Genomic DNA, 25,570 nt, shown 5'->3' on the forward strand with positions numbered 1-25,570 from the left:
ACCCCAAACCATGACCCAGCTTCTTTGGCAGAAACCCGGCGTGCAGGTCGATGAGCGCATCCAGCATTTCTGCGCCGGCGCCGACGTGATCCTCGACCGCGAGTTCCTGCTGTTCGACATCCAGGCCAGCCGCGCCCATGCGCAGGGCCTGCAGATGATCGGCATCCTCGACGCGACTGAGCTGGACGCGATCGAGCGTGAACTGACAGCCCTGGCCGATGACTTCTCCAGTGGCCGCTTCGTCCTTGACGCGACCTACGAGGACGGGCATTCGGCGATCGAAGCGCGCCTCATCGACCGGCTGGGCGATGCGGGCCGCAAGATCCACACTGGCCGCAGCCGCAACGACCAGGTGTTGGTGGCGACGCGCCTGTGGCTGAAGGACCGGCTGGCGCGACTGCGCGAGCTGTGCACCGAAATTGCCGGCATCGCGCTGGCGCGCGCGGACGTGGAGTCCGACCTGCCCCTGCCGGGATACACACATATCCAGCGCGCGGTCGTGTCCTCGGCAGGCATGTGGTGGTCGGCGTGGGCGGAGGCATTTATCGACAACGCCGCGCGCGCGGGCGACACCCTGGCGTGGGTGGACGCCAATCCGCTGGGCAGCGCCGCCGGCTACGGGGTCAACCTGCCGCTGGCGCGCGACCACACCACGCAGGCGCTGGGCTTCGGGCGCATGCAGCTGTCGGCGACTTACGCCCAGCTGTCGCGTGGCAAGTTCGAGATGGCGGCGATCGAGGCTCTGTCCAGTGGCATGCTCGACCTGCGTCGACTGGCCTGGGACCTGAGCCTGTTTACCAGCGCGGAGTTCGGCTTTGTCACCCTGCCGGCGCAGTACACCACCGGCAGTTCGATCATGCCCAACAAACGCAACCCGGACGTCATCGAATTGATGCGCGCCAGCTATGCGAGTGTCGCCGCGGCGCGCAGCGAGATCGAGCAATTGCTGTCACTGCCGTCGGGCTACCACCGCGACCTGCAGTTCAGCAAAGGCGCGATCTTCCACGCCTTCGGCCGCGGCCTGGGCGCGCTGGAGCTGTTGCCCGACCTGCTGCGCAACCTGGAGTGGAAGCCCGAAGCGATGCGGGCCGCCCTTGAGCCATCGATGTACGCCACCGACCTTGCCGTGGATCTGGCGCGGGCGGGAACCCCGTTCCGCGATGCCTACCGTCAGGCAGCCGACCCGGCGCGTTGGGAGGCAGGTGATGCGGATGCCAGCCTGGCGGCGCGCGTGTCCCCGGGAGCCGCGGGCGACCTGCGTCTGGACGTCTTGCGCGAGCGCCTGCATGCACTGGGCGGTCGGGTGGAAGCTGCGCCTCAGACGTAGATTTTCACGCTCGGCTGGATCTCGTCGATGATCGTGTGCGGGATGAACCGGGCGCTGTCACGGGTGATCGCGCTGGCATCCTCCCGCACGCCGATTCCGCAGGCGTGGTCACCTACCACCCAGCTGCCGACCATCGGGTAGTTGCCCGAGAACTCCGGCAGGCGATGCAGCGCCTGCCGGATGCTGGGTCCGCTGTACGGGCCATCGCTCTCCTGCCAGCTGCCATCGGGCATGTGCATCGCCACGTTGGCGCCCTCGCGCGAGTGCAGGGGTTTGCGCACCCAGCCTTTTGCCAGCGCTGCGCCGTCGTCGAAGTGCGATTCCAGCAGGTTGGGGTGCCCCTGGTGACGTTGCCACAGCAGCGGCAGGATGCCCTTGTTGCTCAGCACCGCCTTCCACGCGGGCTCCAGCAGTTGCAGGTCGGAAGCGGGCAGGGCGAGGCCGAACTCCTCGTGCATCAGGTCTTCCAGCGGGTACAGCTTGAACAGGCTGCCGATCACGACGTCGCTCATATCCGTGAAGCGCCCATCGGTGGACAGCCCGAGGTCCTCGATGGCAATGGAGGCGCCGTGCAGCCCGGCCTGCGCCGCGCAATCGCGCAGGTAGGTCACGGTGCCCTGGTCTTCCTCCGAATCGCGCACCGCGCTGAAGTACAGCGGGGGCGGCAGTTGCGCCGCCAGCTGGCCGAAGCGCTCCACCAGCGCCTCATGGATCGAGTTGAACTGGTCCGCGTGGCCCGGCAGTGTGCCCCGGTTGCGTTGGTCCTCCAGCCACTGCCACTGGAAGAAGGACGCCTCGAACAGCGATGTCGGGGTGTCGTAGTTCAGCTCGTAGAGCTTGGCCGGTCCGTTGCCGTCGTAGGCGAAATCCAGGCGGCCGTAGAGGTGCGGGTCGCGTCGTCGCCAGCTCTCGGCAATCCAGTCGCGGAAGGGCTCGGGAATCGCGAGCCGGGCCATCAACTCCTCGCTGGCAACGACCTCGCCGACCAGGTCCAGCGCCATCGCATGCAGCTCGATGCTGGGGTCTTCGATGTCGTCTTCAACCTGGCGCAAGGTGAAAGCGTAGTACGCGCTTTCATCCCAGTAGGGCTCGCCTTCGATGGTGTGGAAACGGAAGCCGGCCTCGTCCGCCCGCGCGCGCCAGTTGGAGCGCTCGGCAATGGCAATGCGTTTCACCGGATCAACCGCCGGATGTCGTGCGTTTGCGGCTCGTGTCGCCAAAGCCGCCGCGGCTGGCGGTGACCGCGCGGTTGGGCTGGCTGTTGATCGGGGTCAGGGCGGTGCGGTTGGCGCCGGTCATGCCGGGGGCTGCCGGGCGTGCCCAGGCGTTGGCCTTGTCGCGGAACGCGGGCGCCGCCGCGGGCGCTGCGGCGGTGGCGCTGGCTGCGCGGCCCTGCAGCATCTGCGACATGAAGAATCCAGCCATCATCGGGCCGATGAACGAGGTGCCCGAGCGCGTGCGCTGCTCCACGCACTGATCGGCGTCATATTCCTGCTCGCACGCCGCGCGGCTGGCGAACTGCGGCGCGGAGTCGGCAGCCTGCTGCTGAGCGGTCTCGAACGCCTGCTGGCAAGTGGAGGAGTCGCCCGTGGCGCGGGCGCAGTTGTCCACCGAGGTGTACACGCCTTCCTGCAGCTGGCCCTGCGGCTCCAGCTGGCATGCCGAGAACAGCAGCGGCGCGGCGCTCATCAACAACAGCGTGGTGGTTTTCGATCGCTTCATGCCTGGAGTCCGGAGTGACAATGCTGAGCGGATCTTAGCCGATACGGGTGCCCGGCTCCTGGCAGCCGGGTTGGGTTGGGCACGCGACCCTGTTAGGCTGGCGTGCTTGTCGAATCCGGTTTCCGGCGTCATTTGCGACGTGCCGATGGTTTCGGATTCGCACTTCCTGCGGCTGGCTGGTGGACCCGGCCGCTACCGGGGCTGTTTCCCGTCAAGCCTGTTTGCGCTTGAGTCCTTGCAGCTCCTGTCTGCGACCGTGCAAGGTCGCTGTTGGCTTGATCGATCGCCATCGGAAGTGCCCAACCGTTCGCGATTTCGCGACCTGCCAATACCATTGCCAGAAGGCGATGTTGTGTCCCACTCTGGCCACACACCCATGGAGCACTGGTTACAACGATGACTTCCGCATTTACCGAGCAGCCCCTTCCCCCTTGGCGACGCGCTGTCATCAAGGTCGGCAGCAGTCTTTTGACCGATGGAAAAGGGGGGCTTGGCAAGCGCAATGCCGCTGCCCTGGCGGGGTTGATCGGCCATTTCGCCGATCAGGGGCGCGAGGTGCTGCTGGTGTCCTCAGGCGCGGTCGCCGCCGGGCGCGGCCTGATGGCCCGCCACAACATGGGCGTGATCCAGCGCCAGGCCTTGGCGGCTCTCGGCCAGGCACCCATGCTGACCCTCTGGCAGGGCCTGATGGAACAGCCTGTCGCCCAGGTGCTGCTGAGCCATGACGACCTGCGCAACCGTCGTCGTTACCTCAATGCGCAATCCACGCTGCGCGAGCTGCTTCGCATCGGCGCGCTGCCGATCATCAATGAGAACGACACCGTCGCGGTGGCCGAGCTCAAACTGGGCGACAACGACAATCTGGCCGCCGCAGTGGCCACCATGGTCGAGGCGGACATACTGCTGATCGCCACCGACACCAGCGGATTGTTTACCGGGCATCCGGTGCAAGACCCGGATGCCAAGCCGGTGCCCAAGATCGACCAGATCACTACCGACATCATGCGCATGACCTCCGGCGGTGCCGGCGAGCTGGGGACCGGCGGCATGTACACCAAGCTCGAGGCGGCCATCAAATGCGCATCCGCCGGCATTGGTACCGCGCTGTTCTGTGGCCATGATGCGAAAGCCATCGCTGCACTGGCCCAGGACCGCCTGCTGGGTACCTATATCGAGCCACATGGTGACCAGCTCGTCGCGCGCAAGCAGTGGCTCCGGCACACACCGCCAAGCGGCGGCGCGATCCGCATCGACGCCGGTGCAGTGAAAGCGTTGTGCGAGCACGGCGCTTCACTGTTACCCGGCGGCGTGATCGCCGTGAACGGTGACTTTTCCCGCGATGCGATGGTCGACGTGCTCCCCGCAGAGGGCAACTGCAGGCTCGCCCGCGGGCTGGTCCAGTACCAGTCCAGCGACCTGCGCCGCATCGCCGGCCACCACAGCAGCGATATCCAGAAAATCCTCGGCTTCGACCACGGCCATTCGGTGATCCGCCGCGAGGACATGGTCCTGCTGGCGCCCACCTCAACGGCCGAGTTTTGAACACGCTTTCGAGTCGGGTTTCGAGTCAACCAGAATTCAAGGAGAACTTTCGATGAGTGGATACGTCCGCGAACTTGCCCGGCGCGCCCGCGCCGCCTCCCATGTCATTGCCAAGCTGGACGCGCCTGCGCGCGGCGCCATGCTCGAGGCGATGGCCAATGCGGTGGAGCAGGGCAGCGGCGATATCCTGACCGCTAACGCGCAGGACATGGCCCGCGCCGAACAGTCCGGTACGACCGGCGCGATGCTGGATCGCCTGCGTCTGGACGAGGGGCGGGTGGCCGACATCGTGGCCGCCATCCGCGAGATCGGTGAACTTCCCGATCCGGTCGGCGAGGTGACCCGTAGCCAGACAATGCCCAACGGCCTGAAGGTGGAGAAGGTCCGTATTCCGCTCGGCCTGATCGCGATGATCTACGAGGCGCGCCCGAACGTGACCGCCGACGCCGCCGCGCTGTGCCTGCGCGCCGGCAATGCGGTGCTGCTGCGGGGTGGCTCGGAGGCACGCGACAGCAATATCGCCATCGCCGCCTGCCTGCACAAGGCGCTGCGCGAACAGGGCCTGCCGCCGGAGGCCGTCACCCTGGTCGAGGACACCGCGCGCGAGCACGTGCTGGAACTGCTCCAGCTGACCGACCTGATCGATCTGGCCATCCCGCGCGGCGGCGAGAAGCTGATCCATTTTGTCGCGGAGAACGCGCGCGTCCCGGTCATCAAGCACTACAAGGGCGTCTGCCATCTGTATGTCGACAAGGCGGCCGACTTCGATCTCGCCCTGCGGCTGGCCATCGACGGCAAGCTGTCGCGCCCGGGCGTGTGCAATGCGCTGGAGACCATGCTGGTCCACGGTGATATTGCCGCGGAGTGGCTGCCGGGCGCGCTGAAGGATCTGCAGTCACGCGGCGCGGAGATCCGCGGCTGCACACGCACCCGTGCGTTGTTCCAGGATGCTGCGCTGGCAACCGATGAGGATTACGACCGCGAGTTCCTCGCACCCGTTCTGGCGGTCAAGGTGGTTGACTCCATCGACGATGCGCTGGCCCATATCCAGCGTTTCACCTCCGACCACACCGAGGTCATCGTCAGCCGCGATACCGGAGCGGTGGATCGTTTCATCCGCGAGATCCGCAGCTCGGCCGTGGTGGTCAACGCGTCCTCGCGGTTCAACGACGGTGGCCAGCTGGGCCTGGGCGCGGAGATCGGCATCTCCACCACCCGCCTGCATGCCTATGGGCCGATGGGGCTGGAATCTCTGACTATCGAGCGCTACGTGGTGCGCGGTGAGGGCCAGGTGCGTCACCCCGACGTGGTCGCCGCGCAGGCCTGACGCAGGCCTGCCACTTCCAGCCGCCTTCGTGCGAGGACAGGGCGGATGTCCGCTTTGCCGATCGCATGGCGTGTACCTGTTGACGTGATGCCCCGGACCACTGACGGGCTCGCGGACCTCCTCCACGGACAACAGGGAAGACGACATGTTTCGACGGATAGGGACGGTGTGCTCCACCGGCCAGGGCTTGAGTGCGCTGGCAGTGCTGCTGCTCGCGCTGGTGACACTGGCCGGCTGCGGTGACAAGGGTGCTGGTGGCAACCACTCCACGAGTGCCGGGGAGACTGCTTCGGTTCCCGCACCGGATGCCCGGATGGTTGAGGGCCCATGGGTTCAGGATCTCTGGCTGTATGAGCGTGTTTCCACGTTTGACGCTGACGGCAACCGTGTTGAGCTGCTCGACGAGATCATGGCGAATCTTCCGGGGGAGCCACAAGCCGCGGTTCCGCTGCCGCATGATGCACAGTTCATCGCGTACCCGGAGCTGCGGCCCTGGCTGTCAGCGGGCGACGGGAGCCGCCGCGAGGACGTCACCGTTGTCGCTGGCCTGCTGCGGACCCCTGACGGCGACGGGCTGGCGATCGTGGCCATGCCGGACAGCGGCGCCACTGCCCCAATCGGGATGGACGACAGTGTCGAGCTTGACCTGACGTTTCTCGGCGACCGGCTGACGCCCGATGACCCGATGAGCATTGATTTTGCATTCCTGCAGGCCTTGCCCGGACAGGACCCGGCGGATGCGGGTGGTTTGGAAGTGCTTGCCCACCGGATGGCCGAAAACCGCATCCGCTACTACGGCGAGGAAATCGACGGAGAGCAAGAGCCGCTCGCATTCGAGGGTGTGCCGGCGACTGCGGTAAAAGGCTCAACACGTTCGAGTACGCCGGCCAAGGCCGACCCCATGATGAAGGGGTTCCGCGACGGATTGAAAGGATGCCGTTTCGGACTGAAGTGTGTGCGCAAGTACTTCAAGAAGTTTGGCGGCGGCGCGTCCGACAGCAACGATCTGATCAGATGCAACCTGGGTGGCAATTGCTACGATCCTCCGCCCCGTCAGCCCCCTCCGCCACGTTGCTTTGGCCGCTGCGGCGGTGTCCGCGGCGACCCGCACCTGACGACATTTGACGGCGCGAACCTGTCCATGCAGGCCGTGGGCGAGTTCGTCGGCGTACGCGCGCCAAAGCTCGAGCTGCAGCTGCGCACCGCTCCGCGGCATTCCTCACGCACCGTATCGGTGGTGACTGCAATGGCGATCGACATCGACGGCACCCGCGTGCTGCTGGATACCGATCAGGGCGGCCTTCGTGCGCGGGTTGACGGTAAGGCCGTGCCACACGGCGCGGACGGCGACGTGCTGGAGTTTGCCACGGGCACGCTGACCCAGTTTTACCGCGCCGTGCATATCGCGACCACCAGCGGCCATCGGATCATCGTGAACAGTCCCTCCAATGGCTTCATGGACTTCACCATGGAGTTAGCCGACGGCGTTGAAGCGTCGGGACTGTTGGGCAATCACGACGGTGACCCGAAGAACGACTTCCGCACGCGCGATGGAACGGTTCTCGCCCCGCCGCTGGACAGCGGAAAGCTCTACAAGGTTTTCGCCGCCGAATGGCGGGTCGCCGATGAGGAATCCCTGTTCGACTACCGCGACGGGGAATCCACGGCGACCTACACCGACCTGGCGTTCCCGGAAAAGCACGTCACGCGCCAGACCCTGCCGGCTGCCGTGCTCAAGCGCGCGGAAGCCGTATGTCGCGAGTCGGGCGTCGCGCTGCAGCCCTTCCTCGATCAATGCATTTTCGACTATTCGGTGACCGGTGAGATGGCATTCGTCTCGGCCGCACAGCGCAGCGCGACGATCGCCGGAGGCACGGCCGGGGCCACCCGCGTTGCCGCTGCCGCCGCTGACAGCGATACGAAAGCGCCTGCGGCCCACGATCCCAACGCAGAGGCGACGCTGCAGGTAGCGGAAAGCGCACCGGCCGGATCCACCGTGCGGGTCATCTGGACCGGACCCAATGAGCGACATGACTACATTGCGGTGGTACGTCCGGGTGCACCGGACCGCGAGTCGGTGAACCACACCGGCACCGACGCCGGCAATCCGCTGCACCTTCTGCTACCTGCGGAAGCGGGCGAGTGGGAGGTGCGCTACGTGCAGTACGAGGGACGCAGGGTGCTGGCGCGCAAGACCATCACCGCGACTCCTGTCACCGCCCGCCTGGACATCCCGGAGAGTGCACCGGCGGGCGCAAGGATCAACGTTGGCTGGACCGGTCCGGATTATCCCCACGACGTCATCTCTGTCGTGCGTGCCGGTGCGCCCGGGAGCGAGTCGGTGAACCGCACGCCGACCAAGGAGGGAACGCCGCTGAAACTTCTGCTGCCTGCGGAGCCCGGCGAGTGGGAGGTGCGCTATGTGCAGTACCAGGATCGCAAGGTGCTGGCGCGCAAGACCATCACCACGACTACTGTCACCGCCAGCCTGGACATCCCGGAGACTGCACCGGCGGGCGCAAGGATCAACGTTGGCTGGACCGGTCCGGATTATCCCCACGATGTCATTTCAGTCGTGCGTGCCGGTGCACCCGGGAGCGAGTCGGTGAACCGCACGCCGACCAAGGAGGGAACGCCGCTGAAACTTCTTCTGCCTGCGGAGCCAGGCGAGTGGGAGGTGCGTTACGTGCAGTACCAGGATCGCAAGGTGCTGGCGCGCAAGACCATCACCACGACTCCTGTCACCGCCAGCCTGGACATCCCGGCGAGCGCGCCGGCGGGCTCCAAAATGGCGGTGAAGTGGACCGGACCTGGCTACCCCCATGACTTTATTGCGGTAGCCAGGCCGGGGACGGACGCCAGAAGTGTCGCGGAGCACGGCGCCACCAACGACGGCAACCCGCTCCGCGTAACGGTGCCCCGCGAACCGGGAGTCTGGGAGGTCCGCTACGTGCAGTACCAGGATCACAAGGTGCTGGCGAGAAAAACCTTGACAGTCACGGCCGCCGAACCGGACGAATGACCGGGCAGGGTTACCACTGCGGTGGCGGGTTGCTCACCGCCGCCGCAGGTCGCCGGGGTCGCCCTTGCCGTCGATCGCATCAAGCTGCGCGGGTTCGAGCAGCGCATCGCGCTGCCACCCCGCCACGCTCGCTGCGGCATCCACGGCGTGCGCCCACGTGCACCGGTTGGCAAACAGCATGCCCGGCACGTCGAGTGTGCCGCCGCGGCTGATGTAGCCAAGGGCGCGGGTCCTGGCGCGACCGCTGTCGATGCGGCGCAGGATGCCCAGCATCGGCTCGGGGCGGGTGTGGGTCATAATCACCCGGGGTAACCCGGGCGGAAAAAGCTTGTCGACCGTAGCGTCGTCGTCGACGAATTTCGCTTCGATGTCGTCGCGCGGAATGCGCAAGCGACCTGGCTCGAGGATTACCGTCACACAGGCCTTCTTGCCCCGATCGGCCAGCTGCTCCTGTGCCTTGATCGCTTCTTCCAACTGATACGCGCCGAGCGCGATGAGCTGCACTTCGGCGTCGGCGGGATCACCGACCAGATGGGCGGCGCCATCGCGAACCAGTTGTCTGGTCATTTCCGCATCGAAGCGGCTTTCCACCTCGCGCTTGGAAATGATGATGCAGGCGAGCTGGCCACGGTGCGCGTACACGTCACGCAGCGCCGCAACCGCGGTGTTGCCGTCGACCGGAAACAGCACACGTGAGGTATCGGACATCTCTCCCAGCAGCGCCTCGCCGATGGTCGGGTCCTGGTGGGACTGCTCGTTCTTCGCGTTTTCCCAGGTGTGCGAGGTGACAATCAGTGGCACCGAGATCCAGCCGGGGTTTTGGCCCACCTGGCGCTGGTGGCGGGCAAAGATGATCTCCTGGCGCATCAGTCCGAGCATCTTCACTGCGAAGGCCTCGTAGCTGACGATCAGGTTCAGCCCGCCCTTGTTGCCCAGCGCCGCGGCGGCGACCGCTTCTTCGTTGAGTGCGGTAATGACCGCGCCGTACAGATGCTCGGGCACGCCGGGCTCGGGCTCGTTGACCCGGTGCTTGAGCAGGTCCAGGGTGGCGCCCATTTTGTTGCTGGCCAGTTCGTCGGGATTTCCAACGCGGATGCGCAGGTCCGGATTGCTGTTGGCCAGTTCGACAAACCACCGGTCCAGGGTCGTCATCGCGCTGCGGTGGGTTTCTGTGCTTTCCCAGCGTGGTTCCGGCAAATGGGGTGCGGCGGGGTGGCGATGGGCCATCGGGTGCGCGCTTTCCAACGCGCGTCCCTGCGCGGCATGGGTAGCGAATGCGTCCAGTGCAGCGTCCAGCTCGGCCGGCGGCACAAACAGGGCGGCGGCGCTCTCGTTGAACAACTGGCGGGTGGCGGCATGGGTGTGTGGATTGCCGGCCAGCGGCAGGTTGTGGGCGGCGTTGCTGTCGGCGCCGGGGAAGCCGAAACCCTTCTCGGTTTCGGCAATCACGTACGGCATCGGCGCCGGATAGCGTCGGTCCGGATTGGCGGCGAAGCGGCGCAGCGCCTCCTCGCTTTGGATGATCGCCCAGGCGATCGCGGCCGGGTCGCGTCCATCCACGGTCACCGGTTCAAAGCCGTTGTGGCGCACGTCCTCGGCCAGCCATTCCGCGCCGCCCTGCTGCATGATCTGGGTGCGCTGCTCGATGCGCCGGCCGTTGAGGATCATCACCGGCACCGCGAAACCGCTGTCGTAGGCGCGCCACCAGCGCGGCGCCCAGTCCGGCCCGCGCTGTTCCTCGAACGCGCCGTCGCTGAGGAAGGCGACCAGCGATTCGCCGGGCAAGGGCATGTGGATGTACTGCAAGCCGGCGAACCCCAGATAGCCGCCTTCCGAAACCGCGCCCGCGGTATTGGGGCCTGCGTGGCTGCCCAGCGGAACCGCCGGCACCCCGTTGGCATCAATCGCGTAGGAATAGAAATCCCTGCACAACTGCGAGAGGCCTTTCTCGGTGCGGTCGTAGCGGCCCTTCTGTGCCGGCGAGACGTCGCCGGTCAGTGCATTGACCGCCTCGATCGCGGCCACGCAATGGCCCTGTCCCATGATCCACGAGCGCGTTGTTCCGGTCAGCGCGTTGGCCAGCAGGTAGGCCACGTAGGCTTGGACCATGTTCAGCGAGCCGCCGGTGTGGCCCTCGGGCGTTGGTTTGAAGTCCTCGGCTGCCAACGGCGCACCGGAAAGGTCGATGCGGCGCGCATAGGTCATGTGCGCGACGACCTTCATCGCCGCGCATGTCAGGCGGTCGGCGGCGGCGAGCAGCGTGTAGGCGCTTGCCTCGTCGGCACCTTCGGCCACCAGCCGCGCAATGAGTGATTCGACGCGCTCAATGGTCTGGTCGCGATGGACGATCGGTCCATGGCCGGCAAGCCAGCGCTGGCGGATCGTGGAAACGGTGGTCATGGGGTCAGCCTTCTGTGTTGTCGATGGGTGGAAAGCGTGCGCGGAGCGGTCGCAGCCGCGTGTTTGGTCACGGCGGGCGGCCGTTGGTTGGCAACAGTGCCTGAGCGTGGCGTGCGGCGATCCACTCCTCGTTGGTCGGTTCGACGGCGACGAGCACGCGGCTGTCGGCGCTCGAGATGACCGGCGCGTCGATGGCGTTCGCGTCGAGATCGAGCGCCACGCCGAGGTAGGCCAGATCGCGGCAGACCCGCTCGCGGATGAAAACGCTGTGCTCGCCGATGCCTGCGGTGAAGGCGAGCAGGTCCAGACCGCCCAGCACGGCCGCCATCGCGCCGATCTCTTTCACGATCCGACGCACGAACAGCGCGAGCGCGATCCGGGCGCGCTCGCCGGATTCTCCGGGATCATCCTCGTGCCGGATCAACACCCGCGGCTCGGAAGAAATGCCGGACACCCCGAGCAGTCCCGAGTCGTGGTAAAGCGTGGAGGCGACATCTTCCAACGAGAGTTTTTCGATCTCCACCAAATAGAGCAGGGCGCCTGGGTCGATGGAGCCGGTCCGCGTGCCCATCATCAGCCCGTCGAGTGCGGAGAAGCCCATGGTTGTGGCGACGCTTTGCAGGTCCTGCATGGCGCACAGGCTGGCACCGCTGCCCAGGTGCGCGACGACGGCCCGCCCGCGCGCCACGTCACCATGGCGCTCGGGAAGGGCGAGGCTCATGAACTCGTAAGACAGGCCGTGGAACCCATAGCGTCGCAGGCCGCGCTGCCACGCCGAGTAAGGCAGGGGCAGGATCTGCTCGACCTTGGGCAGGGTGTGGTGGAAGGCGGTGTCGAAGCATGCGACCTGCACGATGTCAGGACGTTGCTCCAGCAACAGGCCCATCGCCTCCAGCGGGAACGGCTGGTGCAGGGGCGCCAGTGGGATGTAGCTGCGCAGGTCCTCCAGGATCGGCAACGTCACGATCGTGGGATCGAAATACCGCGTCCCGCCGTGGACGACACGGTGCGCCACGGCGATCACGCGACGCCCATCCAGGCGCCGGGTGATACGTTGCTGGATAAGCGTCAGCGCGTCCCTGTGCGGATGGGCCGGATCAAGATCGACCGCAAATGGTTCAACGCCGGTTTCACCGAAATCCGGAGAGGAGCCGCCGACGCCCTGGACCTTGCCGTTCCACAGTGGCTCTCTCGGCAGCGGCTCAGCATCGGCGGGAAACACGGCGAACTTGATGCTGGACGAGCCGCAGTTCAGGACAACGATGAGCGTACCGGCGCGGTCCACGGCTAGCGCGTCGGGGTAACCCGCCAGATCGTGTTCGACAGGTCGTCGGCAACAATCAGCGCGCCGCGTGGATCGACCGTGACACCGACAGGGCGCCCACGCGTTTTTCCATCCTCGCCTCGGAACCCGGTGACAAAGTCGATCGGGTCACCGGCCGGGCGGCCGGCGGTAAAGGGAACGAAAACGACCTTGTAGCCGACCGGGTTTTTCCGGTTCCAGCTGCCGTGCTCACCGACGAACGCGCCTTCCGCAAACTGCGCGCCCATCACCGGCGAGGAAAAGTCCAGGCCGAGCGCGGCCACGTGCGAACCCAGGCTGTAGTCGGGGGCGATCGCAGAGGCAACCTTCTCCGGGTCCTCCGGCTTCACCCGCGGATCGATGTTCTGGCCCCAGTAGCTGTACGGCCAGCCGTAGAAGCCGCCCTCGCGGATCGAGGTGAGGTAGTCGGGGACCAGGTTCGGGCCGAGCTCGTCACGCTCGTTGGCGACCGCCCACAATTCGTCCGTTCCGGGCAGGATCGCCAGCGCAGTGGGGTTGCGAACGCCGGTGGCGTAATCGCGGTGGGCGCCGGTTGACGGATCGATCTGCCAGATCCTGGCGCGGTCGACCTCGGCCACCATGCCGCGCTCGGTGATGTTGCTGTTGGAGCCGATGCCGACGTACAGGAACCGACCGTCCGGGCTGGCGGTCATCGCCTTGGTCCAATGGTGGTTGATCGCCGACGGCAGCGGGGTCACCGTGACCGGCGGCGCTTCTGCACGGGTCTGCCCCTCGGTGTAGTCAAAGCGCACGACTGCATCCTGGTTGGCGACATAGAGCGTGCCGTCAATAAGGGCCAATCCGTAGGGCGCATTCAGATTTTCCGCGAACACGGTCTGCATCTCGTACTTGCCGTCGCCGTCGGCGTCGCGCAGCAGGGTCAAGCGGTTGCCGCCCTTCACCGGCGTGGTGCCTTTGGCCTTGATCGGACCGGCGATCAGGTCCTTGGGCTTCAGCGCAGGTGCGTTGCCGCCCTTGCCCTCGGCCACCAGGATGTCGCCGTTGGGCAGCACCAGGGTCTGACGCGGGATCTTGAGGTCGGTTGCGATCGCGCTGATGGAATAGCCGTCGGGCACCGTGGGAAGCTCGTCGCCCCAGCCAGTCGGATTGGCAATGGTCATGCGGGGTAGCAGGCCGCGCTGCGGGTCGGGGAGGACGGGTTGTGAGCCGTACTGTTCGGGATCGGGATCGCTGCCGCCACAGGCGGACAGTGACAGGGCGGCAATGACCGCGATGAGCAGGGAAGTGCGCTTCATGACAGAGCTCCTGTCCGGCGGGACATGGACGCTGCACCAGCGGCGATGCAGGCGAGCAGGACCACGATGACAGACAGCACCAGGCCCTCAGGCATGCTCGCCCACGCGTCCTTTGCGTGGACCAGCGCGTTGATGAATCCAAGGATCCAGGTGATCAGCATCAGCACTGGATAGACCAGGCTTCGCGGCTGCCCCCGGCCGCGCCGGAAATAATCCACCAAGCCCCAGACAACGGCCAATGCAGTGAGGACAAGCGCGCCGGCGATCAACCAGGACGCGAAGTTGTTCCACTGGATTTCGTAGGTGGATGAGTAGGCAAAATCGCTCAGCATCGCTGCGATAAAGAGGGTGATAGCGCCGCCCAGCACGAGTGCGTGGAGCGGGGCGATCCGGTCTCGCATTGCGATGGGTCGATCAACGGTGGCTGCCATGGTGCTTGCTCCAGGAGAGAACAGAAGGATTCTTCGGGTTGGCCCAACGTCTTGTCAGGAATCATCGGGAGAACCTTAACGCGGGCAATGTGCGCGGCGCGTTAGCGAGGGAGTGGCTACCTGGAGCGGTCAGCGGCACGAGCCGGTCGTGCCGCGCTTTCTACAGCAATCTCGTCCCCAACGGGACGGGTTGATCAGGGACACACAGCGCGACGTTCCCATCGGCATCATGGAACCCCGTGACAAGGCACTCGGACATCAGCGGGCCGATCTGCTTGCTCGGGAAGTTGACCACGGCCACTACCAGCTTGCCTATCAACGCCTGCGGCCGGTAAAGCCCGGTTATCTGTGCGCTCGACTTCTTGACCCCGAGCTCTTCACCGAAGTCCACGTGCAACACATACGCCGGCTTGCGGGCCTCTTTGAATTCGTACGCATCGACGATACGTCCGACGCGGAGCTCAACCTTGAGAAAGTCGTCAAATGAGATAGGAGTCATCGGTTTGATTCGGTGGGAGTGGTCAATGCGGCGCAAACCATTTGAAAAGGAATGACGATAAGGTGGACGACGTATTGCGAGGTCCGAGTTGAATGAGCGGTCATGCGGCTGAGAGCCGTTTTCACGTTGAGTTGCCTAGCCATCATAGCGGCGCAGAAATCGACGCGCGATTAAAAACACGCCTATTGGAACCAGCGCAAGCAGCGCGACGGCGGCAATGACCGCCGCAGTTGGAGGCAGACCTGCGGCAAAGCCCAGGGCGAAGGAAAGACCGGACACCGCCTCGACGGGATTCAGGGACGTCAGGAATCCTGCATCATCCGGCTTGCCGGAGAACAGCAAGCACAATGAGAAAAACACCAACGACGAGACGATCAAAGAAATCATTACGCTGTTCTTCACGGACCAAGTCTCCTCAATGCCAGTTCATTGGGATTACCAATGGGTCAACAACGCCCCGTGCGACGCATGCCCAGTACCAATGATGACAATTTGCTTCCCCTGCTCCTGTCGCTCCCAGACGTAGGGAAGTGCCCGCGGAGTGCCGGCGACGTTTACGGGCAGGCACAGGTAACTGCGTGAGCCCGGCAACATGACCAGTTAACGCGCACCTGTGGTCGCCGGCTGCCAACGGTAGTACGGCTCATGTGCCAATGCCAACATTTCGTGATCCTCCGAGGTGTCGCCGTAAGCAAAGACGCGCGTGAACCGCATCGGCGGAAATTGCTCCTGGACAAGGCGTGCCTTTTCTTTCCGAACGCATTGACGCCCTCGATACCGTCCGGTGAGCTTGGTGCCATGTTCCTCAAGGACGGAGCATAGAAGTTGTAGCCCATGCTCCCGACACCATGGGCGTAGATAGACGTCCAGCCCCCCGGAAACCACCACAACGGTATCGCCTCTTGCCTTGTGCCAGGCAATACGCGCCATGGCCTCGGGGCGCAGAGTGGTGGGCAAGAACTGTTTAGCAAAGTGCTGGCCGTGAATCTCCAGCTCCTCTACGGGTATGCGCCAAAAGCCAAACAGACAGATGGCTGCGCGCACTATCGCGCCCGGCAGCAGTTTGAACCTGTAGCCGAGGATCAGCGGAAGAAGTAAGACCATGCCCAGTAGTAGCCGACCGGGCCGCACCGCGACACGCATAAAATCTGGCATCGTTTCCCGGGTCGTGATCGTGCCGTCGAAATCGAATAGGGCCAAATCCATTTGCCGCGGATTCCTTTTGGGCGCCAACACTGGAACTAAGCCGGCCTGCAAAGCGGCTTCGACTTGAACTAATCGTTAGCCAGCCGGGCCGGGTGGATGGTTGGCAAACCAATCAGCGATGTCAGGCATATGCTGCTCGAAGTTGCCTGGCTCCGAAAAATTAAGAACACCGGCACGCAAACACCCCCGATTCTCAAAGTCATGGGTCATTTCCGCAGGGACGAGAACAAACGATCCGGCTGGTGCTTCTAGCCAACGATCTCCGACAAGGAAGCTCATGGTTCCTTCAAGGACGTAGAAGATATCATCCTCGGGATGCTAGTGAGCACCTGGTCCCTGCGTGTTTGGCTCAAGCCACCACTCAGAAATGGAATAACGACCGTCCGTTTCAGATCCATCTGCCTTGAACAGTGCCAAGATCCGCCCCATCGGATACCTCCGACCTTCGCCCGGTGCTAAGAAAACTGCCTCTCGTGTCATCTACGTCTCCGAGCGCCTTGCTGGCGACTAACACCTTATGTCTTGAAGTTCCCGTACGCTGAGCGCCGAATCGGGATCAATGCTCAGCGGAAGCAATTGAGTCGAATCTGCCCTGCAACAATGACGACAGGTCACTCGCGCTGTTAAGGGTGGCAGCGGGATCTGCACACAAGTTGTTCATCCCGAGCAACTGTTGGTATCCATTGGGCCCGCCGGGCGAGTCGACTGTCACAAAAGGGGTCGCCTCGCCTCTAACACCCGCCTCTTCCGATGAAAAGGTACCGCACAGCATGTACCTTGGTGTGCCGGCAGAGGTAGCCAAATAGCCAAAGCGCACGTTGTGAAACCGCAGGCGTGCACCGCCAGGAGGATGCGCCTGAAAGTCTGCAGCCGCTGCTTCAAGTAGGAATTCCATCGTGGCAGCGGCCGACCCATCGTGCGTATTCGATCGGGTAGTTAGAGGGGCGCTAGCCATCCCCGTGTCGCTTAGGTGGACAACAGTGGGGCTGCAGCCGAACGCAGCCAACGCGGAAATTAAAACCACGAGACTTCGCATAACTTATCCTTAGGCGCGAACGCTTGAGTTAAGCCGCGCCACGAAGTGGCGTCGGCTTGGACGAATGGTTAGGCTGCGCCCCCGTAACGAGCAGCCCGGCTGCCAACTGACATATCTGGCTGCACTGCTCAGGTGAGAGTACGCGGAACGGTATGGGCATGGCACCGCTCTCGAGCTCGATCAGGAAGCCGAGACTGTAGGTGTGGACTGCTTTTACCTTGGACCAAGGCACAGAGCCTGGACCGCGTCTGGTGCCTCTGCTCACGCCCGCGGCATCAACGATGAAGTCACACCCGCCGACGCGAGACGACTTGTACACGAAACCGAGCGTTGCAACAATCCGCAGCACAATGCGCGACAGAAGTCGCCTCACGCCGCGGAGCATGCGCAATTCTTCCTGCGTATCGAATGCGTGCTCCGTTACGAACTTGAGGTACTCCCCGAGCCGGTAGCGAACTGAGAACTGGACGCGCGGTGAGTGATCCATAGCGGCCTAACGCTGGAATTGAGCGGCGGCGCAGCCGTCCGCCTCGAATGAAATGTTAGGTGCGCACTCTACGGAGACGGTGGGCGACATGCTTTTCCATCGGCTTCGGAATAGGACTTACCAAAGCAGGCCACGAGCCCATCAACGACGTCGATATTGGGCGGCCACCGCATACGCGTAGCAGGGTGCCCTGGCTGGCCGGGAATCTCAAAGTACCCATTTTTCAGCGGCGGCAAACCCATGCCCTCAGCATACGGCACGGCCGCCAGTTGTTGCCGCGCATTGAGTAGCGCAGGCTTGTCATGGCGTAGGAATGCAAGCGTGGCATCGACGTAATAGTTCCAGCCTGCGGGATCTTGACCTGGAGGCTTGCGATCTTTGTTGAGGAGTGGGATTGCTCGCTCATACTGACCGGCCATCGCACGTAATTGCCCTTCGTGCCAAGCAAGAACCGCGCTGACTTTGGAATGTTTAGTCCGATAGGCGTTAAGCAGATCCGCGGCGGCAAGCTCACATCCAGGAGTTTTAGCGACGGTTCGCCAGCCACCGGAGGGATCCTGATCGAACGCTTCTTCGTCAAGAGCCAGCAAAGCGGCCTTGTCGTACGAGCAAGTAGTGGCGGCATGCGCTACGGGGCCGCCCATCAATAGGAAATTGCATAGCAAGAATCCGATCTTATTCATCTGCGCTCCTAACACGTGAGTTAAGCCGGGACGCGAAGCGGTCTCGGCTTGAACGAATAGTTAGACCGTTTCCTGGCTGTTGCGAAACATAGCGACGACGTCTAGACCACGAGCAGAATACTCAGAAAGGCGGTGGCCTAGGATCGTTGGAAGACCTGTGGAGACATGCTTAAAGCCTGCTTGACCGTAGAACGTCACAAGGTGCTGATACGGCAGGCAGTAGCAGGGATTGAGTCCGATCGCGTTCGTGAGTTGTTGAAGAATCCGACTGCCAAGTCCTTGTCGTTGGAACTCTGGACGTACTTGCATGCCGCGTAAGCAAAGAAAGCTTCCCTCTTGGCAAAGGCGACCTATTCCTACGATCTCGGTCTCATGTTTGGCCAAGACCACAATGTCAGTAGTCTCAATGGCTGCGCCGCCGTAACCGCGGGAATCGTAGAAGCGTTGCGCCTCAACGAGTTCATTCTCTTTGGCAGTGTTAACGCTGACATTCTTCATCACGGTCTAACACCTGAGTTAAGTCGCGCCGCGCAGTGGCGAAAGCTTTGCGCTAGCGTAGCGCAGGCGCAAAGGTGAAGCTACGAAGCGGTGTCGGCTTGAACGAATAGTTAGGCCACATTTGCGGGCTTTCGCGGCCAGTGCCACGCGTACCACACAACAAGTAAGGCGAGAACGATCTCAATTGCCGCAAAGAGCATGTAGAACGCCCATGCGCCGCCAATAAAGATAAGCAGCATGATTGTTGCGTAGAAAAGACCCACACCTATGTTTAGCCAACGGGCGACTACAGGTGGCAGGGAAACCGAGAGGAAGATCATGAGACTGGGGACTGCCATCAGAACGGCAGTACCCACCAACGCCCACTGTGTGACAGGCCCAAATAAGAAGTTCCCTTGAAGCATTTCTTGCAGCTTACCTGGGACGTAAAGCTCAAAATAGTCGCCGTAGACGTAGCAAAACATCACGCTTGTCCACAGTACAGCCAACTTGATTCTCACCGATACTGTTGTGTCTTGAAGTTCAAGCGGCGGCATTTGACGCTCCAGAATTCCCGCGCGAAGTTTGCGATATCGCTATCTGACCATCACAGGGAGTTGGGCAGCAGTGCCATCTGTAGCCGTGTCGTTCGGCATGTGGCCTAACACCTATTCGACACCAAAGTGGTGCCTATTCCTTGTGCCTAATCCCGAATTTCGGGTCCTTTTCCGAGCCGCAGCCCCTTGGAAATCAACTAGTTCCCCAACTTAAGGTGCCTAATACCGGGCTTTTTCCCGGCGACGGTCCCCACCGGAATATCGCACTGCACCCGGCCAGGCGCAACGTCCCACCGATTCGCTGCTCGCGTTGCATCGCCACGCAGCTGATTTCATTTCGACCAGGCACAAAAAAACCGGCACGTGGCCGGTTTTTTGCTTTCTGCCTTGCAGCGAATGGCTGACAAGTGGTCGGGGAGACAGGATTCGAACCTGCGACTTCTACGTCCCGAACGTAGCGCTCTACCAGGCTGAGCTACACCCCGACTGCAGAGCCGGTGATTGTAAGCACCGTCACGGGACTGCGCAAGGGGCGGGGGCCGCGCGCAGTCCGGCATTGAGTGGGCTGGGCCGCTAAACTGTGCGCCATCTATTGCGACGTTCTGTCACTGGAGTCCTGCTTGATCAAGCCGCGTACGCCTCCCGGGATCATGGAGCTGCTGCCCCGTGACCAGATTGCCTTCCAGCGCATGCTCGATGTCATCCGCCGCAACTACGAGCGCTTCGGATTCCTGCCGGTGGAAACGCCGGTCATGGAGCTCTCGGACGTGCTGCTCACCAAATCTGGCGGCGAGACGGAGCGTCAGGTCTACTTCGTCCAGTCCACCGGTGCGCTGGAGAAGGCCGCGTCGGGCGGGGAGGGCGTACCGGAGCTGGCCCTGCGCTTTGACCTGACGGTACCGTTGGCGCGCTACGTGGCCGAACACGAGCACGACCTGACCTTCCCGTTCCGTCGCTATCAGATGCAGCGGGTGTACCGCGGCGAGCGCGCGCAGCGCGGCCGTTTCCGCGAGTTCTACCAGTGCGACATCGACGTCATTGGCAAGGATGCGCTGTCGGTGCGCTACGACGCCGAGATCCCCGCGGTCATCCACGCGGTGTTTTCCGAGCTGGCGATCGGCAAGTTCACCATCCAGCTCAACAACCGCAAGCTGCTGCGCGGCTTCTTCGAGGCGCAGGGCGTGGCGGATGGCGAGCTGCAGGCGCGGGTGCTGCGCGAGGTCGACAAGATCGACAAGCGCGGTCCGGACTACGTCCGCGAGACCCTGACCGGTCCGGAGTTCGGCCTGCCGGCAACTGCCGTCGACCGGATCCTGACCTTCGTCCAGGTCCGGTCGACGTCGCACTCGGACGCGCTGGCGCGTCTTGATGCGCTGGGTGAGGGCAACGAGGCGTTGCGCGAGGGCATTGCCGAACTGCGCGAGGTGCTGGAGCTGGTCCGGGCAATGGGCGTTCCCGAGTCCGACTACGCGCTCAACTTCTCCATCGCGCGCGGCCTGGATTACTACACCGGCACCGTTTACGAGACCACCCTGGATGACTACCCGCAGATCGGTTCGATCTGTTCCGGCGGCCGCTACGAGGATCTCGCCAGCCACTACACCAAGTCGAAATTGCCCGGCGTCGGCATCTCCATCGGCCTCACCCGGTTGTTCTGGCAGCTGCGAGAGGCCGGTCTGGTGGAAACCGCCGCCAGCTCGGTGCAGGTGTTGGTGACGCAGATGGACAGCGGCTCGCTGACGGAGTGCCTGGCGATCGCCAACGATCTGCGCCATGCCGGCATCAATACCGAGGTGGTGATGGAGTCGTCCAAGTTGGCGCGCCAGTTCAAGTATGCCGATCGCGCCGGGATCCGATTCGTGGTCGTGTTGGGCGAGGACGAGATGGCCAAAGGCACTGTCACGGTCAAGGACCTGCGCCGCGCCGATCAGTTTGAGGTCGAGCGGGCGGAGTTGGCGCGGGCGTTGCGCGTGGAGCTGGCCCAGCCCGAGGTGCAGCGGTGAAACCGGTCCGCCTTGACGGGCGCTCGCTGACCCGTGCCGGGCTCGTCGCGGTGGCACACGGCGCGCATGTCGAGCTGGCACCGGAGCAGTTGCCAGCCGTCGCCCGCGCGGCCGATTTCCTGGCCGAGCAGGTGCGCCGCGAGGAGCCGATCTATGGGGTATCCACCGGGTTCGGCAGCAATGCTGACCGCCTCCTGGGTGGTCGTCGTGTGCGCGAGGCGCTGCCCGGGCAGCAGCCAACCGGCGAGAGCCTGCACGCCGAACTGCAGCGCAATCTGATCGTCACCCACGCCGTCTGCGTGGGAGAACCCTTTTCCGCCGACGTGGTGCGCGCGATGCTCTGCATCCGCATCAACACGCTCATGCGTGGCCACTCCGGCGTCCGGGTGGAGACGCTGCAGGCGCTGGTGGCAATGCTCAACGCGGGCATCGTTCCCGTGGTGCCGCAGCTCGGTTCGGTTGGCGCTTCCGGCGACCTGGCCCCGCTGTCGCATCTGGCCATCGTGCTGCTCGGTGGCGGCGAGGCGTTCTATCGGGGCGAGCGGCTGGGCGGCGGTGAAGCGCTGGAGCGCGCGGGTCTGAAGCCGGTGACCCTGTCCTACAAGGAAGGGCTGGCGCTCAACAACGGCACCGCGCAGATGCTGGCCTGCGGGGTGCTGGCGCTGTCCAAGCTGGAGGATCTGCTCGACACCGCCGACCTTGCCGCGGCGATGACCATCGATGCCTTTGCCGGCCGCCTGGGCGCGTTTGCGGAGAAGGTCCACGCCTTGCGGCCGCATCCGGGTCAGGTCGAGGTTGCCGCCCACCTTCGCACGCTGCTGGACGGCTCCACGCTGTCGGATATTCCCTATCACCTGGTCCCCACGTTCAAGCCGTGGACGGCACAGAGCTGGGAGACATCGGATGCGCAGGCGCTGCGTTTCGACATCGGCTGGAACTGGGTCCCGCTGGACCAGCGCCATGGGCGAGAGAAGTTCTACACCCGCTTCCGCCCGTTCAAGGGCGGCAAGAAACACCAGCCGCAGGACAGCTATTCGCTGCGCTGCATCCCGCAGGTGCATGGCGCGGTCCGCGACGCGGTTGCACAGGCTGCGCGTGTGCTGGACATCGAACTCAACGCGCTCACCGACAACCCGATCATTTTCCCGGACGCGGAGGCGGACTACGTCGAGCAGCAGGTGATTTCCGCCGGCCACTTCCACGGCATGCCGTTGGCGCTGGCGATGAGCTACGTCAAGGCCGCCATCCCGGTGCTGGCGAGTATCTCCGAGCGCCGCCTCAACAAGCTGGTCGATCCGGCCACCAATGACGGCCTGCCGGCCTTCCTGATCGGCAATGAGGACGCGACCGAGTCGGGCTTCATGATCGTGCAGTACACCGCGGCGGCGATCGTCAACGACCTCACCAGCCGGGCGATGCCGGCCTCGGTGTATTCCATTCCCACCAGTGCCAACGCCGAGGACCACGTGTCGATGGGCGCCAACGAGGCGCGTCATGTGCTGGCGATGGCCGATGACCTGGGCAAGGTGCTGGGCCTGGAGCTGTACACCGCCGCCCAGGCGCTGGATCTGCGCACCGACATGATCAATGCGGCCCGCGAGCTGGCCCGTCAGGGCGACGTGGAAGCCCTTGCGGCGAAGATCCATGGTGCTCCGGGCAATGCGGGCGACCACGCGGCGTTCCTGGCCGAGGTGGACGCCCTGCGCGCGGAGCTGGCTGAGTCGGAACCCTTCCATCCAGGCGACGCCGTCGCCGCCGCGCATGCCGCGATCCGGGCGCGGATACCTTTCCTGGAACGCGACCGAGCCCTCGATCGCGATGTCGCGGCCGCGGTGCGGTTGGTCGTTGACGGTGACGTGCTGGCGGCTGCCCGCAGCAGCTGACCGCACTCAGCTGGTGTGCGTTGGCAGGTCGACGTCCCAGCGCACACAGTTACGGCCTTCCGCCTTGGCCCGGTACAGCGCCTCGTCGGCCTGTTGCAGGGCACTGGCGACCTGCGTGCCCCCGTCCAGGTGCAACTGGTGGACGCCGATGCTGGCGGTCAGGTGGATCTTCAGGCCGGCCGTCTCGCACGGCGCTTGATCCAGACTTTGGCGCAGCGTTTCGGCGACCCGCAGGGCCGCTTCGCGGTCCTTGCCGGGCAGGGCGACCACAAACTCCTCTCCACCGAATCGCGCGAACAACGCACTGTGCTCGCGCAAGGCCTGGCCAAGGATATGTGCGCTGAAACGCAGGCACTCATCGCCAACCAGATGGCCGTGCCGGTCATTAATGTCCTTGAAGTGGTCCAGGTCGATCATCAGCAGTGACAGCGGCTGGTGCAGGCGGTGCGCCTCGTTCATCAGTTGCTGGAACCGATCCATGAAATGGGCGCGCGTATGCAGTCCGGTGAGGCTGTCGCGTTGGCTGGATTCGCGCAGACGGGCGTGTGCGTGACCCAATTGGTCGAGCGCCAGCCGCAGCTCGGAGGTACGCTGCTCGACCTTCTGCGCCAGTTCTTCGCGGCCGGCGCGGATGATGCGCTCGTTCTCGTGCCGCAACGCGGAGTAGCGGTAGCTGAGTGCGATGGACAGCAGCAGCATCTCGGTGGCCGAGCCGATCTGCACGCCGTATTCGGTGATGAAGGTTTTCGGCAACACGCCAAACGCCAGCGCGGCGAACATGCCGGTCCCAACCAGGAACAGGGCCCAGGCGAGCAGGAAGATCCGCGCAGGTTTGTAGCCCCGCGCGGTCACCACGATCGCCTCGATCGCGATCCAGGCAATGCTGACGAATACGGCAGCCGAGGCAAGCGGCGTCGCGATGCGGTAGGGAAGCCAGACCGAGGCGACTCCCAGCACCACGAAGAACGCGATCATTGCCAGGCCGACCAGATCTCCCAACCGCCAGCGCTGGCGCAACTCCAGGAAATAGCGTGCGAACTGCTGCATGCCGATCTGGGCCAGGCAGATCGACAGGGGCACGGCCTTGTCCGCCAGCCACGGAGATTTCGGCCACAGGTATTCAAAGCCGAGGCCGTTGAGCGTGAACAGCACCAGCCCGAACGCGGAGATGTGCAGCAGGTACCAGAAGTAGCTGGGGTCGTGCAGCCGCAACCACAGCACGAGGTTGTAGAAAAACAGCGCCAGCAGGATGCCGTAATACAGGCCGATGCCGAACTGGGCATCGCGCGACACCTCGGCGAACGCTCCCGGCGTGTACAGCCACAGCGGCACCTGCATTGAGCTCTGGCTGCTGACGCGCACCAGCAGGTCGACCGGCGGTCCCGGTGGCACGTTGACCCAGAAATTCGGCATCCGGTAGCGGATGCTGCGCGCCTCGAAGGGCAGGGCGTCTCCACCGATGTGGGTATCGACGCGGCCATCGGCATGCAGGATGTGCACCTCGATGTGGTCGCTCAGCGCGTATTTCTGGACCAGCAGCCAACGTGGCTCGCGCGCGTTGGAGTTGACCATGCGCACATGGAACCAGAGCGCTCCAGGCTGGAATCCAAACGCAGTCTTGTTGTCGGGCAGCGCAACGAAGCCACCCGAGTCCAGTACCTTGCGCGCGGCGACGAGGTCGTCCTGGCCTTCCAGGTCGTGGTACACGCTGACGTAGGGCGTGAGTTCAAGGCGCGAGGTCTGGATGTCCAGCTGCAGCACCGGGCGCGCGGCGTCGGGATCGACCTTGGCAAGGGGCGCCGCATGCAGAGCCACGGACACGCTCGCGAGTGCCAGCCACGCCAGCACGCCGCGCCATCCCGACAGCTTCCTGCCCTTCATCGGATATCCCCGTTTCTGCCTTTGCGATCTCCTGCTCGCCGACCCCCGCGCGTGCCGCGATTCCTACAGGCGGTGCTTGTCCCCAATGGAATGCTACCCCTGCAAACCCCTTGACGGAACAACAGGTGTGACATAACGTAACAGCACGTTATTACATTGTTACAGCTTACATGAAGCGACAAGCAAGCGATTCGCACGATCCGGCAGACGATCTGGATGCACTTTCCGACGCGCTCAGCGCCCTGCAAGGCAGCGCCGATGTTCGCGCCTTCCTGCTCGATCTGTGCACGCCGGCAGAACTGGAGGCGATGGCGGGTCGCTGGCGGGTCGTGCCGTTGCTGTTGCAGGGCATCCCCTACCGCGAGATCCACTCGCGCACCCAGGTCAGCGTCACCACCATCGGGCGGGTCGCCCGGACCATTGACCACGGCGCCGGCGGCTATGCGGCAGCAATCCGCCACAGCCACCCAGAGCTGCATCCAGGCGATGCCTGAATCGCCCGACGCG

The 25,570-nt window shown here is 64.2% G+C and carries 20 protein-coding genes, 1 tRNA gene and 1 pseudogene; 7 read left to right on the forward strand and 15 right to left on the reverse strand.

What is annotated here, in order from left to right; all coding sequences use genetic code 11:
- Window positions 1–10 precede the first annotated feature (10 nt).
- On the forward strand, window positions 11–1,327 hold the full coding sequence (gene argH / locus KZ491_RS01965) for an argininosuccinate lyase (protein ID WP_222564176.1): 1,317 nt from the start codon (window positions 11–13) through the stop codon (window positions 1,325–1,327).
- Here the strand turns inward: argH and KZ491_RS01970 are convergent.
- Window positions 1,318–2,502 (reverse strand): glutathionylspermidine synthase family protein, encoded by a 1,185-nt coding sequence (locus tag KZ491_RS01970; RefSeq protein ID WP_222564177.1) that lies wholly within the window; start codon window positions 2,500–2,502, stop codon window positions 1,318–1,320. The genes argH and KZ491_RS01970 overlap by 10 nt on opposite strands.
- A gap of 4 nt (window positions 2,503–2,506) precedes the next feature.
- Entirely contained in the window at window positions 2,507–3,049 is a 543-nt protein-coding gene (locus KZ491_RS01975; RefSeq protein WP_222564178.1) for a DUF1190 domain-containing protein, read from the reverse strand.
- A 396-nt stretch (window positions 3,050–3,445) separates the two neighbouring features.
- Here KZ491_RS01975 and proB point away from each other — a divergent pair, with 396 nt between their 5' ends.
- The 3 genes from proB to KZ491_RS01990 all read left to right on the forward strand — a co-directional run bounded on the left by proB (window position 3,446) and on the right by KZ491_RS01990 (window position 8,940).
- Window positions 3,446–4,591, forward strand: coding sequence for a glutamate 5-kinase (proB, locus tag KZ491_RS01980; RefSeq protein ID WP_222564179.1), 1,146 nt, complete (start codon window positions 3,446–3,448; stop codon window positions 4,589–4,591).
- Between the two features lie 52 nt (window positions 4,592–4,643).
- Entirely contained in the window at window positions 4,644–5,918 is a 1,275-nt protein-coding gene (locus KZ491_RS01985) for a glutamate-5-semialdehyde dehydrogenase (protein WP_222564180.1), read from the forward strand.
- A 145-nt stretch (window positions 5,919–6,063) separates the two neighbouring features.
- Window positions 6,064–8,940 (forward strand): VWD domain-containing protein, encoded by a 2,877-nt coding sequence (locus KZ491_RS01990; protein WP_222564181.1) that lies wholly within the window; start codon window positions 6,064–6,066, stop codon window positions 8,938–8,940.
- A 33-nt stretch (window positions 8,941–8,973) separates the two neighbouring features.
- Here the strand turns inward: KZ491_RS01990 and KZ491_RS01995 are convergent, their stop codons facing one another.
- The 12 genes and pseudogenes from KZ491_RS01995 to KZ491_RS02050 all read right to left on the reverse strand — a co-directional run bounded on the left by KZ491_RS01995 (window position 8,974) and on the right by KZ491_RS02050 (window position 19,781).
- The gene (locus tag KZ491_RS01995) at window positions 8,974–11,340 is read right to left on the reverse strand and encodes a phosphoketolase family protein (RefSeq protein WP_222564182.1); all 2,367 of its coding nucleotides are present in this window, start codon (window positions 11,338–11,340) and stop codon (window positions 8,974–8,976) included.
- A 67-nt stretch (window positions 11,341–11,407) separates the two neighbouring features.
- Window positions 11,408–12,625 carry an acetate/propionate family kinase gene (locus KZ491_RS02000; protein ID WP_222564183.1) on the reverse strand — a complete coding sequence of 406 codons (1,218 nt, stop codon included), beginning with the start codon at window positions 12,623–12,625 and terminating at the stop codon, window positions 11,408–11,410.
- Window positions 12,626–12,627: 2 nt separating this feature from the next.
- The gene (locus KZ491_RS02005; protein WP_222564184.1) at window positions 12,628–13,920 is read right to left on the reverse strand and encodes a PQQ-dependent sugar dehydrogenase; all 1,293 of its coding nucleotides are present in this window, start codon (window positions 13,918–13,920) and stop codon (window positions 12,628–12,630) included.
- Entirely contained in the window at window positions 13,917–14,351 is a 435-nt protein-coding gene (locus KZ491_RS02010) for a DUF2231 domain-containing protein (RefSeq protein WP_246606457.1), read from the reverse strand. The genes KZ491_RS02005 and KZ491_RS02010 overlap by 4 nt, the downstream gene beginning before the upstream one ends.
- 160 nt (window positions 14,352–14,511) lie before the next feature.
- Entirely contained in the window at window positions 14,512–14,850 is a 339-nt protein-coding gene (locus tag KZ491_RS02015; protein WP_222564185.1) for a tRNA-binding protein, read from the reverse strand.
- 135 nt (window positions 14,851–14,985) lie between these two features.
- Complete coding sequence (locus KZ491_RS02020; RefSeq protein WP_222564186.1) at window positions 14,986–15,252, reverse strand: hypothetical protein; 267 nt, start codon at window positions 15,250–15,252, stop codon at window positions 14,986–14,988.
- A 198-nt stretch (window positions 15,253–15,450) separates the two neighbouring features.
- Complete coding sequence (locus tag KZ491_RS02025) at window positions 15,451–16,056, reverse strand: HAD family hydrolase (RefSeq protein WP_222564187.1); 606 nt, start codon at window positions 16,054–16,056, stop codon at window positions 15,451–15,453.
- A 75-nt stretch (window positions 16,057–16,131) separates the two neighbouring features.
- Window positions 16,132–16,362: pseudogene (locus KZ491_RS12910) on the reverse strand (cupin domain-containing protein); the annotation flags it as partial.
- Between the two features lie 1,285 nt (window positions 16,363–17,647).
- Complete coding sequence (locus tag KZ491_RS02035) at window positions 17,648–18,262, reverse strand: hypothetical protein (protein WP_246606458.1); 615 nt, start codon at window positions 18,260–18,262, stop codon at window positions 17,648–17,650.
- A gap of 60 nt (window positions 18,263–18,322) precedes the next feature.
- Window positions 18,323–18,760, reverse strand: a complete 438-nt coding sequence (locus KZ491_RS02040; protein WP_222564189.1) for a GNAT family N-acetyltransferase — start codon at window positions 18,758–18,760, stop codon at window positions 18,323–18,325.
- A 110-nt stretch (window positions 18,761–18,870) separates the two neighbouring features.
- On the reverse strand, window positions 18,871–19,296 hold the full coding sequence (locus tag KZ491_RS02045; protein WP_222564190.1) for a DUF6326 family protein: 426 nt from the start codon (window positions 19,294–19,296) through the stop codon (window positions 18,871–18,873).
- A 408-nt stretch (window positions 19,297–19,704) separates the two neighbouring features.
- Window positions 19,705–19,781: transfer RNA gene (locus KZ491_RS02050), tRNA-Pro, on the reverse strand.
- A gap of 135 nt (window positions 19,782–19,916) precedes the next feature.
- On the opposite strand from KZ491_RS02050, the gene hisS reads away from it, so the two are divergent.
- Both hisS and KZ491_RS02060 read left to right on the forward strand, forming a co-directional pair.
- Complete coding sequence (gene hisS / locus KZ491_RS02055; protein WP_222564191.1) at window positions 19,917–21,299, forward strand: histidine--tRNA ligase; 1,383 nt, start codon at window positions 19,917–19,919, stop codon at window positions 21,297–21,299.
- On the forward strand, window positions 21,296–23,182 hold the full coding sequence (locus tag KZ491_RS02060) for an HAL/PAL/TAL family ammonia-lyase (protein ID WP_222564192.1): 1,887 nt from the start codon (window positions 21,296–21,298) through the stop codon (window positions 23,180–23,182). The genes hisS and KZ491_RS02060 overlap by 4 nt, the downstream gene beginning before the upstream one ends.
- 6 nt (window positions 23,183–23,188) lie before the next feature.
- Here the strand turns inward: KZ491_RS02060 and KZ491_RS02065 are convergent, their stop codons facing one another.
- Window positions 23,189–25,063, reverse strand: coding sequence for a sensor domain-containing diguanylate cyclase (locus KZ491_RS02065; protein ID WP_222564193.1), 1,875 nt, complete (start codon window positions 25,061–25,063; stop codon window positions 23,189–23,191).
- A gap of 170 nt (window positions 25,064–25,233) precedes the next feature.
- On the opposite strand from KZ491_RS02065, the gene KZ491_RS02070 reads away from it, so the two are divergent.
- Window positions 25,234–25,557 (forward strand): YerC/YecD family TrpR-related protein, encoded by a 324-nt coding sequence (locus tag KZ491_RS02070; RefSeq protein ID WP_222564194.1) that lies wholly within the window; start codon window positions 25,234–25,236, stop codon window positions 25,555–25,557.
- The last annotated feature ends 13 nt before the right edge of the window (window positions 25,558–25,570 follow it).

Origin of the sequence: Novilysobacter antarcticus, from assembly GCF_019802285.1 — a bacterium.
Taxonomy (GTDB): Bacteria; Pseudomonadota; Gammaproteobacteria; order Xanthomonadales; family Xanthomonadaceae; genus Novilysobacter; species Novilysobacter antarcticus.